Raw genomic sequence first — 12,073 nt, forward strand, 5'->3', positions numbered from 1 at the left:
TTTAATTAAATGATACGTTTAACCCGAATAAAAATGTTCTGGTTTTAGGATAAAAGTTATTGGTATCTACACCTGGAGCAGTACCGCCCTGGTTAATTTCCGGGTCTATTCCTTTATAACCGGTAATTACAAAAAGGTTGTTCGCTGTAGTGTATAACCGAAGAGAATTTACACCAGGAATAAGTCCTTTTTTGAAAGTATAGCCAAGTGTAGCATTATCTAAACGTAGATAGCTGCCATTTTCCAAAAACCTGCTTGAGTATTTAGGGGCATTAAAGTCAGTTGTTGATTCATTTTCTACCTCTACCGGTATATTGGTAAATTGTGCAGTACTGGGGCGGAACAAATCTGCACGGGTAACGTTCATAATCTTAAGGCCTAAAGTAGCTCTCATGAACACACTTAAATCAAAGTTTTTGTATCTGATGTTATTTGACCATCCTAGCAATACTTTTGGCTGTGCATCTCCAAGAACATAGTAGTCTGTTTTATTAGTTGGAGTGGTTGTAAGGTTGCCAGCTGCATCATAATACTGTGACACCCCATTTGCATTTTTACCCGCATATTTAAAAGTGTAGAAAGTTCCAATTGCTTTGCCAGGACTAAGTATTTGTACTGTCGCACCACTTTGTCCGGCTCCATCAGGAGAAACGCTTAACCGGTCTTCAATATTAAATCTAGGATCATCTGATAGCGAAATGATTTTGTTCTTATTATGAGCCAAGTTAAAACCTGTAGTCCAGCTAAAGTTATCGGTAAGTACCGGCGTACCGTTTAAAACAAACTCAATACCTTTGTTGCTTAAACTACCCACATTTGCCGTATAAGTACCTGCAGGATATAAGTTGGGGTCTACACCAAATGATAAAATAAGGTCAGTGGTTTTTTTGTCGTACACGTCCACAGATCCTGATAATCTGCCGTTCAACATGCCGAAATCTAAACCGATATTGGTTGTAGCTGTTTTTTCCCATCTTAAATCCGGGTTTTCATTTTGAATCGCGCCGTATGCACCTTCTCTTGGTGCACCGTTGTAATAAAATTGTCCAACCTGACCGTAGATTAGTTTAGTAGTCAACGGGGCAAAACCAAGCGAGTTACCTGCAATACCGTAACTACCTCTCAACTTTAAGGTTTTAATCAGGCTGATGTTTTTGAAGAAATTTTCCTGATCAATGTTCCATGCAGCACCTATTGACGGAAAGTAACCCCATTTTTCGTTAGTACCGAATACGTTTGACCCATCTCTTCTGATCGATCCTTGTACAAGGTATTTGTTTTTGTAATTATAATTTACCCTGGCAAAATCAGAAATCAGTAAAATTTCCTGATAAGTTGTACCTGGGTTATAATCAACCCTGAAATCAGTTATGGCGTAAGGATTTCCCAAACTTAAATTATTGTAACCTACCTGATTAATAGGAAAGTTGGTAGAACTGGTTTGAAAACCATCGTTGTTTAACGATTGTTGATAAGAATAACCAACTACTGCGTTGATATCGTGATCGCCAAATTTCTTATTCCATGTTAAGTAAGTTTCTACGATTTTATTCGTGTTTTGGTAAGCATTTCTTATAGCCAAACCATCTTTACCCGTTAAGGTTGCGAAGGTAGGTGTTGCAGGTGGCTCAGGAGTATTCCTCACATTATTATATCTGGAAGTATAAATGCTGTTATAAAATGCGCCATAAATATTTTGGGTATTTTGGTATGATGCTGAAACATCGTAAGAGAAGCCGAACGGTAATTTTAAGTTAACGGTTAAGTTTCCTAGAATATTTTTACTCTTTACGTTTTCTTTACCATTATCAATCATCGAAACCGGATTATAGTAACTGCTCTGGATTAAGTTATCGAAATAAGATCCATCCGGATTTTTTACCGGCGCTGTTGGTAGATAAGTGAGCATTTGTGATAATACCGTGTTGCGGTAAGGTACCAGATTTGAATTGGTAACCGAATTACTAATGTTTAATCCAATCTTTAACTTATCGTTTAATGCTTTTTGCTCAAGACCAATGCGACCGATAAATCTATCCAAATCACTGGATTTAATAATACCATCTTGTTTAAAATAATTTAAACTGGCATTGTAGGTCGTTTTTTCAGTTCCACCACTCAATGAAATGTTATGATTTTGAGATAAGGCATTACTGCGCTGTACCTCATCTTGCCAGTTGGTATTAGCGCCTTTATCATTTGCTGGAGTTAAAGCATAATTGTTTTTTGCAAGGAATGCTTTTAGTTGGTCAGCATCCATCATATCATATCGGTTAGATACGTTTTCTATACCAAAATAACCATTGTAAGAGATTTGCGTTTGCCCGGTAACACCTTTTTTGGTAGTTACCATAATTACACCATTCGCCGCCCTGTTACCATAAATTGAAGCAGCAGCAGCATCTTTTAACACATCAATTGAAGCAATATCATCTGGTGCCAGAATCGAAATATCTGCACCAACAACACCATCAATTACAAAAAGCGGCGATTGTGCACCATCACGCAGAGTAGATGCACCACGCATAATAATCGCTGCGTTCCTGTTTGGGTCTCCACTTCTGGTGATGTTCAATCCTGGTACTTTACCTTGTAACATCTGGCCAACATCACTAATGGCACCTTTATTCAGATCATCGCCTTTAACTGTAGAGATGGAACTGGTTAATGCCTTTCTTGAGCTTTTTCCGTAACCTACTACGACAACATCTGTAAGTGATGAAGCCGCCTCGTTAATCACGACCTGGTAAGTGGATGCATTGGTTACGGTAAGCTCTTTTGTTTGATAGCCTAAAAAACTGAAGACAATTTTATCTCCTGTTTTTGCGGAGATACTGAAAGCTCCGCCGGCACCAGTTGAGGTAACCTTTGTAGTTCCCTTAACAGTAACCGAAGCACCTACAATAGGCAGCTTGGCATCGTCCACTAAATTTCCGGTAATTTTCCGTTCAGTTTGGGCGTAGGCATTGTTGAACACCTGGCTGATAAGTAAAAGCAGCATAAATAGGCCACTATACTTTAAGCGTGTACTTTTAAATCTCATGATTTTTGTAAAATTAGATTCATAAATTGTTATTTGGTTATCAATGTTTGGAGATAGAGTTTAAAATTTAATAGTGGCTGGTAAATATTTAGCCACCAGCGCTTTATAATAAGGTTCTAGTTCTGCCCAGCTTTTCTGGTTGGGGTTTTTAGAATATAAATCATAGGGATTGAACAGGTTAACCCACTTGAACATTTCATGGTCTTTTTCGTTCATCAGGTGGTCGTATGCATTTTCCCTGTGCTGCGAATAAAAAGAATGGTAACGGAGCATGTATAGTCCTGGTTCTGGCAGGTAGGGTTTCATCATGTGGTACACATACTCATCATGGCCCCAAGACATATCTACATGATCTAGCCCGCAATTTTGAGTATAAAGCCCTAATTTGGTTTGATAAATTTCATGGTTATAATCTGGATTCTGACTGAAAAATTCCGGATAAACAATTTTATCAGAATATGCACAACCTACCGGGAAGGTATCGCCCACAACAGCCCATTGTGGTTCGCCGAATAAACAAAGTACTTTACCCATGTCGTGGATTAAGCCTACCAATACCATCCAATCGGGGTGGCCGTCGTTTCTGATGGCCTCAGATGTTTGCAACAGGTGCTGCATCTGGTCTAAATCGGTGTCAGGATCAGAATCATCTACTAATTTATTTAAAAAATCGAATGCACTCCAGATGGGCATCTCTTGTTTGTCGAACTTTAAGTATTCAGCCTTTTTCTGCTTTACAAAATCGTATGTTTGGTAGGTGTGGTTTAACCTGTAAAATTCTTTTACACTATCCTTTTCTGTCTCATCATAATTTCTGAACTGTTCTTCTTTTTTATCAGCATTAATGTTTTTGGGATCTGGGTAACGGGTTAAGATATCTTCTTCCCATTGATCAAGATTTTGCAACGGATTTTGATTATCCTTTGCTGATGAACTTTGGTCTCTCATAAGGCTAGAAATTGATTGGTATGAAAATTTTTGTTGGTTATTGGGTTAAAGTTGAGTTTTTGAAAGCTTAAAATTTTATGTTTTACCAATTTTATTTACTTAAACGATTACGTAAAATCTTATTTTGAATTGAAAAAAATGAATTAAAGTGCTTAAATTTAATTAGTTGAGATTTTTTAAACTTTTTGATGACAGTTTTATGTTTGCGTGCATGTGAAGTAACTAACCGAAAAAAAGAAAGCTGATGTTGCGATTATTTTATATTTTCGTTCGCTGTCAGATATCTATTCCATCAGGAAATGATATTTGGTGGTCAATCGGCTAACTTATTTAAAACATCCACTTCAACGGTTATATCGGATAATCGTTGAGTCTGCTATTTTAGAAAGCGCTGCTGATGGAAAAAAGGGAAGAGGTCTGCCATCACAATTTTTGGGGTAAGGTCTTCACAACCTTAAAAACTAACAAAACAAAATGAAGAACATGGGGGAAGCAGTTAATATTAAGCGGTTGGCGCAGGAATTAAATATTTCTATTGCAACTGTTTCTAAGGCGCTCAATGATAGTTATGAAATCAGTTTAAAAACCAAAAACAGGGTGTGGAACTTGGCCAAGGAACTGAATTATACCCCAAATCCGGCAGCAAGTAACCTTCGCAGCAACAAAACCAAAACGATAGCCGTAGTGATACCCTGCGTAGCCAATAATTTTTTCTCCTTATCCATCATGGGAATCGAAGAAATTGCCAGGCAATATGGTTACCATGTACTCATTTATCAAACACATGAAAATATTGAAGCAGAAAAAGCATTTACCAACAGTTTGTTAAACGGGCGGGTAGATGGTATTCTTACTTCTGTATCAAGTAGTGAATACAATAGTGAATATTATGCGAATCTGGTCAAGAAAATTCCCCTGGTCTTTTTCGATCGGGTGTACGAAGATCTCGATGCGGTTAAAGTAACTACCGATGATTATGAAATTGCTTTTGAGGCCACCGAACATTTAATTGAGTGTGGCTGTACTAAAATAGCCTATTTATTCGGGCTAGAAAACCTTCCGGCGGGTAAAGCCAGGTTTGCCGGTTATTGCGATGCACTAAAAGCACATGGTATAGCCGTTTCCGAGCAACTGATTGTTAAATATCAGGATAATGAGGAATTTAATCTGCAGCAGATAAAAGAACTACTAGGGAAATACAAACCAGATGCACTTTTTTCTTCTATTGAGGAGTTTATCATCCCAGCTTATTGTGCTTGCAGGGAAATGGGTTTACAGATTCCGAATGAGGTTAAAATACTCAGTTTTTCTAATCTAAGCACAGCCAAACTCTTAAGCCCTTCGCTTACCACAATTTCACAGCCAGCCTTCGAAATTGGGCGTGAAGCGGCAAAATGTCTGTTCAAAATCCTTAACAATAAACAACTGGATGATGAACAGAATATTATACTGAAATCGGTTCTCACCAAACGCGAATCTACAGGCTGTTAACCGCATAAACCTAAATTATCGCTTACATGCACGCGAAAACGTTTACGTAATTAAATAATCAAATTAAACCATCAACATTGGGATTTTTTCTGACTTTTAAAAAAACCAAATGTAAAAAATCCTTATGAATCACTTGTCTGCATTCGATTATGTTATTTTTTTAATGTATTTTGTAATTGTCTCGGCATATGGATATTGGGTTTACCGGAGCAAGAAAAAAAAACGTACGGATACTAAAGATTATTTTCTGGCAGAAGGTTCGCTTACCTGGTGGGCAATTGGTGCTTCCATCATTGCTTCTAACATATCTGCAGAACATTTTATTGGTATGTCGGGTTCGGGTTTTGCTATGGGCCTTGCTATTGCCAGTTACGAATGGATGGCTGCTGCCACGCTCATTATTGTAGCCATATTCTTTTTGCCTATTTACATTAAGAATAAAATTTACACCATGCCACAGTTTTTGTCTAACCGTTATAATAATACGGTAAGTACTTTAATGGCTGTTTTTTGGTTACTGGTTTATGTATTTGTAAACTTAACTTCTATTTTCTTTCTCGGGGCCATCGCCATTGAAACGATTACGGGCATTCCATTTAACATATGCATCATTTTTCTGGCTATTTTTTCTGCCATTATAACCCTTGGCGGTATGAAAGTAATTGGTTATACGGATGTGATACAGGTTTTTGTTTTAGTGGCCGGTGGACTGATTACCTGTTACATGGCACTTAAACTTGTGGCAGAGAAATTAGATGCACCAAGTGTTTTGGCTTCCCTTCCTTTGTTACGCAGTGAAGCAGCTGATCATTTTCATATGATATTTGCAAAAGGAGATAAATTTTACAACGAATTACCTGGCATTGCCGTACTAGTAGGTGGTTTGTGGATCAATAATTTAAATTACTGGGGTTGTAACCAATATATTGTGCAAAGGGCTCTAGGTGCGGATTTGAAAACCGGACGTAATGGACTAATATTTGCCGCGTTTTTGAAATTACTTATTCCGGTAATTGTCGTCATCCCGGGGATTGCGGCCTACGTCCTTTATCAACGTGGTTATTTCCATTCCGAAATGCTTGATGCAGCCGGAACGGTTAAACCCGATCATGCTTACCCGGTTCTCATGAATTTATTGCCAGCAGGAATAAAAGGATTGGCTTTTGCTGCGCTTACCGCTGCTATTGTAGCCTCACTAGCCGGAAAATGTAATAGCATTGCCACCATCTTTACGTTAGATATTTATAAAAAGTTTATCAAACCAGAAGCTTCAGAAACACGATTGGTTTCAGTTGGTCGCTGGTCTGTAGTGGTTGCCTCTCTAATTGCGATCGTTATTGCGCCTGCATTGCGCAGTTTCGATCAGGTTTATCAGTTTATTCAGGAATATGTCGGTTTTATTTCGCCGGGTGTTTTTGCTATCTTTTTACTAGGATTCTTCTGGAAAAGGACCACTTCACGCGCGGCACTTACCGCTTCTTTGTTAACCATCCCATTATCTACATTTTTTAAATTTCTGCCTACTTTAACCGGTGGCGCTATCGAACCAATTCCTTTTTTAAACAGAATGTCGTGGGTATTTATGATTATCATAGGGTTGATGGTTTTGGTCACGTTAACTGATCCGAAAAGTAAAGATAATCCACAGGGACTTGAAATTGACAGCAGCATGTTTAAAGTTACGCCGGCATTTACCATTGCCTCAGTGATCATCTGTGGTATTCTTGCAGCACTTTATACCGTTTTTTGGTAGAGGTTTACTTAAACCAAATGAATTATTTGTAACGATTTGAAAATGAAGAATAGAATTTTACTTTTTTTTGCACTGCTGATTTCTTTCAGCGGGATGGCCCAAAATAAATTATACAATATTAAGAACTATGGTGCAGTTGGCGATGGCAAAACAAATGATGCTGCTGCTATTCAGCATGCCATTGATGCCTGTTCGGCCGCAGGTGGTGGACAGGTCATTATACCCGCTGGGAGCGTATTTCTGGCAGGTCCTTTCCATTTAAAGTCTTTTGTTGATTTACGGGTAGAAGGTGGTGCAAAACTCCTGGCCAGCCCTGATGAAAAATTATATACAAAAAGTGCTTTTAGAGAAAATAAGGGTGAAGGTACCATTTGGATTGGCGGAGAAAAGCTTGAACAGGTAAGTATTACCGGAACAGGGGTAATTGATGGAAATGGGATTTCGTTTATGGGAGAGGAGTTGAGCGACTCTTATGTTTTAAAACCTTTTAATATGGTAGATCCAAGACCACATTTGCTTACGCTAATTGGATGTAATAAACTGAATATAGATGGAGTAACGTTTCAAAATTCTGCTTACTGGACGGTTCATTTGGTAGGTTGTAATGATGTTTCGATATCGAATATGACGTTGCTAAACAGCATAAAAATCCGCAATAGTGATGGCATTGACCTGGATCACAGTAAAAATGTGCGGATTACCAATTGTTTTATCGAATCGGGTGATGACTGTATCTGCTTAAAAAACAGACGTGAGTTTGAAGAATATGGGGCCTGCGAAAATATTGTAATCAGTAACTGTACCATGACGTCTAGCTCATGCGCCATTAAAATAGGTTCTGAAAATATGGACCGCATCAGCAATGTACTCATCAATAATTGCAATATCAGAAAGAGCAACCGCGGTATTGGAATCCAAAACCGTGATGAAGGGACCGTAGAGAATGTAATTTTCTCTAACCTGTTTATAGAATCGAAACTTTTCTCAGATGTATGGTGGGGCAAGGCAGAGCCGATTTATATTACAGCCTATCCAAGGGCAACCAGCAATAATAAGGACGCTGGTTGGCGTTTACCAAAGGGCCAGACCAAAGGTAAGGTAGGTGCGGTTAAAAATATTTATTTTAGCAATATCAGGTGTACCGGCGAAAGCGGTGTATACATCAGTGGCGAAAGTCCGGATAAAATTTCCGAAATCTATTTTGACCAGGTAAGTGTTTATCTTGATAAAACAACAGCGGAAGCTGGCGGCGTATATGATCGCAGGCCAAGCAATGTTGAAGGGCTGGTTAAAAGTAAAGTTGCGGGATTTTATTTTGAAAATACAGGTTACATCAGCCTAATGAATAGTAATGTTGTATGGGGAACCAATAAACCCATTTACGCAGGAAAAGCCTTAGAGAAAAAGAATGTGACAAAGGTTAAAACGGTAAACTTTAGCGAAACCACAGTAGAGAAGTAAAGAAATTCCAATACTTCCTTTACGTTTTTACCTGGCCGACCCGGCTATGTTAAGCTATGGGTTCAGCTGTCGCTTGCAACTTGGTATTTATAGCAATTTCAGTCAATGCGGCATTAATTTCGCTAATGGTTTTAATACTGAAAACGTGCCTGCCGTTTAGCCATCTTTTAATTTCATCAGGATTAATATCCAATATGGAAGCAAGGTCGGTTTCTGTAGAACCATTTGCATTAAGTATTGAGGTGGTTTTATGGGCAACATTAAGGTTTAGCTGCGCTAGTTGCTCAATTGCAGGATTTCCGGTTTCTTCCAGCCAGATCGAAACAAAATCGTTTTCTTCCATTTTATTCTTTTAAATTAGAACACACATTATTTTAAATAGCAACTGTCTGTTCGGCCCGCAAATTTAATGATTAAACGTATTATTGCAAGGCAGAATGGAAAGATAATAGGGGGTTAGGCATAGTTGTATAGTTAATGTTAATGCTAAACAATCCAATTGACTAGTTGGATATTGATTATATATACGTTGCTTAACAAGTTTTGGATTGTCAATCCTTAATTAAGAATTTGCACTTTCAGGCTCAGAAGTGTTTGGCGTTTCGCCTAAAGGGGCTATGCCACATGCAGCCCAGATAAATTTAAAAATATTAAGGAATTCGCATTGGATGTCTCTTTCAGATTGTATCTCTTTTTCCATGTTATAGCGTTTTAATCTGATAATAAACAAAAAATGCCTGGTTTTGTGCAAGCAAGAATAATGTTTTAATGTAATTTATATGTTTCATAAATGTTAAGGATTAACTTAACTTATACAGTAAACCTGCTGTAACCCAATGCTCGTAATTTGCAACAGCAATTGCTTTCAAATGTATTTATGAAAATCCTGTAATAGTATTGGTGCTGTACCAACAAGATCATAATTAAAACTAAGTTCTGGCGCTGAAAGCGTAGCAGGTATATTACCGTATTATAAATAGCATGCTAAAAGGAGGTAAAGGCAGGCCGTAAATGGTAAATTTCCGGGGATATAGATTACTACGGAAAGTTATGATTACATCATAGTCTAAAGTATGAAAAAAGATAGGGTATAGAAGCCGCTCAAATGGTATCGGCTGTTTGCGGAACTGATGTAGTAATCGCTAATAAAGCAAAATTAAATTAGCATAGTTGGGTTCGATTGATAAAAATATTTGATTATATCCTTATAAAATTTTAAATTGCTATTGCAATCTAATAAACTATTGTCCCTCTCCATGAATAGCTACGCCAACCAAACACCTGAAAACAAAACAGCTGCCCCTGCTGATTCTGGACCTAAATCAGCAAGCAATATTAGGCCCCTTTCAAATTTTGCGAATAACAGACCAACGGCTATTGCGCAGCTAAAGTTACAGCATGCCGTTAACAATAGCCTCCGGATAAATAGCTCAACTGCTGGTAAGATTGTCCAGCGCATGGAGGAAGAAAAAAGTATTGGTGAGCGGCTCAGCAAAAGGTCAGCATTTAACAAAATGACCGATCGGCAAAAGAAACTCTATGGAGGAATTGATGGGATGGTTGCAAGAGATGGCCGTATAAGTGATGCTACATACCGTTCCAATGTAAAAAGGGAAGAATTAAGGGAAGCGTTTCAGCGCAAATTATGGAATAGTAAAAGTCGGCCAGCTTTTACTGATGAAACAGTTGATAATTTACTGTCAAAAACCATTTCAAAAAAGCGTAAAACGGATAAAGTTCAAGTTTACAAATGTAAAGACGGAAAATTCTATCCACGTAAGAAAGACCGGGTAGGTAAAGAACCTTTTGTGAGTATAGACCACAATAAAAACTGGAAAGAGTATATTTTTAGCACGGCTGCACCCGAAGAGGATGGTCATATCAGTAAAGCCTCTGCATCAGCGGCCTATAATAACATGGCAAACCTGACGTTGATGTCCAGCAGTCAAAATTCTTCGAAAAATGGTCCTAAAGGTATATTTGATTAGGTTCATCAAGGTATACAATAAAGTTGAATAAAATTCTCCTTGTTTGCTAAATTATATTTTGTTTTATATAGGTCACACATTTCAGCAGGCGTTTGCGTAATTCACCTTTTTGTAAAAGGTGAAAATACAGCTCTTATCCCTTACTTCTTTCTATTTCTTTTGTAGATATTTGATACAACCAGAAGTTGTGATAATGAAAGTGTGCTGGTTTCATCATCAACCAAACAATAACATGCTAAAGGAAAAAGTAATAGTTGTAGGATACGACGATACAGCCAGTTTTTTAATTTTGCTGGATAAATTAAAACAATCTGTAACTTTTACCTATCATATTGTTTCAGCAACTATGGCCACGGGTTTAGCCAGTATACTCGGTTCAATGAAACCAGATCTGGTTATTTTATCTTTCTCTAATAATCAACACATGCTCAACGAAATAGGGACATTAACTGTACAGTCGTTAATCCCCATATTGTGCATAACAAGAAGGAGTGAAAATGAAACGCTAAATTGGCCTCTTAATCACATTGTATTTAGCTGTCAGGAGGAGCACCTTCATGAAACGTTTTACCTGAGTTCGAGGATTAATTCAATTTTATTGATGAAAAAAGAACAGGTAGCGCTGCCAAAAGTGATGGGCTTGGCGGATACGGCCATTGCTACTGCCGATCATAACCGAAACTTAAGCCGTTATGTGATGGAACTCGACCAGAAAGTAGATGTGCTTTTAAAAATTAAAGAGCGCATTGGCGAGCTCTATCCAAATGTGGATGACCGGACCAGAACGGAATTGATTTCTATCGTTAACACGATTAAGATATCTGCTAACGATTATAAACTCTGGGACGATTTCAAACTGTATTTCGAAGAAATTAATCCTGGTTTTATACTACAACTTACCAAAGCTTATCCTGCATTAACCTCAATTGACCTTAAATATTGCTGTTACCTTAAAATGAATATGAGTAATGATGATATTAGGAATTTATTGGGTATTAATCAGGAAAGTGTCCGCACACATAAGTATAGGCTTAAAAAGAAAATGTCATTGGCGAGAGACCAGGATCTTGCTGCACACCTAAGGGCAGTAGATCAAAATAAATTGAGTATGGCCTGAGTTTATTAGCTCTAAAACTGTTGTTTATGTAATGTGCTAAATCGTTTCGTCATCTTTAATGAAGCGCAGTCCAGAACTTTCGGGCGAGAGATCTATCCAGGCAGATTTTGCTTCGCAAAGCCTTCTGGCACTAGACTGCGTTGCACTTAATTTGAAATGAAAGTAGCTTGCGGGAATTTTTACGTATAGCGTAATTGCCGACAATTAATTACCTCCCAAGCATGATATCTTGCTAACCAAATCTCGTCTACGATTTGTCTACGCATTATTTC

The 12,073-nt window shown here is 37.9% G+C and carries 9 protein-coding genes; 5 read left to right on the forward strand and 4 right to left on the reverse strand.

Annotated features, from left to right (window positions below):
- Position 1: 1 nt before the first annotated feature.
- Both BLR60_RS12640 and BLR60_RS12645 read right to left on the reverse strand, forming a co-directional pair.
- Complete coding sequence (locus tag BLR60_RS12640; RefSeq protein WP_208600632.1) at positions 2-3,043, reverse strand: SusC/RagA family TonB-linked outer membrane protein; 3,042 nt, start codon at positions 3,041-3,043, stop codon at positions 2-4.
- 60 nt (positions 3,044-3,103) lie between these two features.
- Positions 3,104-3,991, reverse strand: a complete 888-nt coding sequence (locus BLR60_RS12645; RefSeq protein ID WP_090500357.1) for an inositol oxygenase family protein — start codon at positions 3,989-3,991, stop codon at positions 3,104-3,106.
- A 474-nt stretch (positions 3,992-4,465) separates the two neighbouring features.
- Between BLR60_RS12645 and BLR60_RS12650 the strand changes: the two genes are divergently transcribed.
- The 3 genes from BLR60_RS12650 (at position 4,466) to BLR60_RS12660 (ending at position 8,696) form a co-directional block, all read left to right on the forward strand.
- The gene (locus BLR60_RS12650) at positions 4,466-5,482 is read left to right on the forward strand and encodes a LacI family DNA-binding transcriptional regulator (protein ID WP_244155654.1); all 1,017 of its coding nucleotides are present in this window, start codon (positions 4,466-4,468) and stop codon (positions 5,480-5,482) included.
- Between the two features lie 124 nt (positions 5,483-5,606).
- Complete coding sequence (locus BLR60_RS12655; RefSeq protein ID WP_090500362.1) at positions 5,607-7,235, forward strand: sodium/sugar symporter; 1,629 nt, start codon at positions 5,607-5,609, stop codon at positions 7,233-7,235.
- 42 nt (positions 7,236-7,277) lie between these two features.
- Positions 7,278-8,696: a glycoside hydrolase family 28 protein gene (locus tag BLR60_RS12660; protein ID WP_090500364.1), complete on the forward strand. Its 1,419-nt coding sequence runs from the start codon at positions 7,278-7,280 to the stop codon at positions 8,694-8,696.
- A gap of 49 nt (positions 8,697-8,745) precedes the next feature.
- Here the strand turns inward: BLR60_RS12660 and BLR60_RS12665 are convergent, their stop codons facing one another.
- Together BLR60_RS12665 and BLR60_RS24845 are read right to left on the reverse strand one after the other, a co-directional pair.
- Positions 8,746-9,039 (reverse strand): hypothetical protein, encoded by a 294-nt coding sequence (locus BLR60_RS12665; RefSeq protein WP_090500366.1) that lies wholly within the window; start codon positions 9,037-9,039, stop codon positions 8,746-8,748.
- 219 nt (positions 9,040-9,258) lie between these two features.
- Entirely contained in the window at positions 9,259-9,396 is a 138-nt protein-coding gene (locus tag BLR60_RS24845; protein WP_167354727.1) for a hypothetical protein, read from the reverse strand.
- A gap of 556 nt (positions 9,397-9,952) precedes the next feature.
- Here BLR60_RS24845 and BLR60_RS12670 point away from each other — a divergent pair.
- Both BLR60_RS12670 and BLR60_RS12675 read left to right on the forward strand, forming a co-directional pair.
- Positions 9,953-10,684, forward strand: a complete 732-nt coding sequence (locus BLR60_RS12670) for a hypothetical protein (protein ID WP_090500368.1) — start codon at positions 9,953-9,955, stop codon at positions 10,682-10,684.
- 232 nt (positions 10,685-10,916) lie between these two features.
- The gene (locus BLR60_RS12675; protein ID WP_143009075.1) at positions 10,917-11,801 is read left to right on the forward strand and encodes a helix-turn-helix transcriptional regulator; all 885 of its coding nucleotides are present in this window, start codon (positions 10,917-10,919) and stop codon (positions 11,799-11,801) included.
- The last annotated feature ends 272 nt before the right edge of the window (positions 11,802-12,073 follow it).

The sequence above is a fragment of the Pedobacter terrae genome (assembly GCF_900100705.1).
GTDB classification, from domain to species: domain Bacteria; phylum Bacteroidota; class Bacteroidia; order Sphingobacteriales; family Sphingobacteriaceae; genus Pedobacter; species Pedobacter terrae.

Bases quoted from the DNA above. Each gene is read 5' to 3' on its own strand.
- BLR60_RS12640 (WP_208600632.1), bottom strand. From the start codon at position 3,043: ATGAGATTTAAAAGTACACGCTTAAAGTATAGTGGCCTATTTATGCTG.
- BLR60_RS12645 (WP_090500357.1), bottom strand. From the start codon at position 3,991: ATGAGAGACCAAAGTTCATCAGCAAAGGATAATCAAAATCCGTTGCAA.
- BLR60_RS12650 (WP_244155654.1), top strand. From the start codon at position 4,466: ATGAAGAACATGGGGGAAGCAGTTAATATTAAGCGGTTGGCGCAGGAA.
- BLR60_RS12655 (WP_090500362.1), top strand. From the start codon at position 5,607: ATGAATCACTTGTCTGCATTCGATTATGTTATTTTTTTAATGTATTTT.
- BLR60_RS12660 (WP_090500364.1), top strand. From the start codon at position 7,278: ATGAAGAATAGAATTTTACTTTTTTTTGCACTGCTGATTTCTTTCAGC.
- BLR60_RS12665 (WP_090500366.1), bottom strand. From the start codon at position 9,039: ATGGAAGAAAACGATTTTGTTTCGATCTGGCTGGAAGAAACCGGAAAT.
- BLR60_RS24845 (WP_167354727.1), bottom strand. From the start codon at position 9,396: ATGGAAAAAGAGATACAATCTGAAAGAGACATCCAATGCGAATTCCTT.
- BLR60_RS12670 (WP_090500368.1), top strand. From the start codon at position 9,953: ATGAATAGCTACGCCAACCAAACACCTGAAAACAAAACAGCTGCCCCT.
- BLR60_RS12675 (WP_143009075.1), top strand. From the start codon at position 10,917: ATGCTAAAGGAAAAAGTAATAGTTGTAGGATACGACGATACAGCCAGT.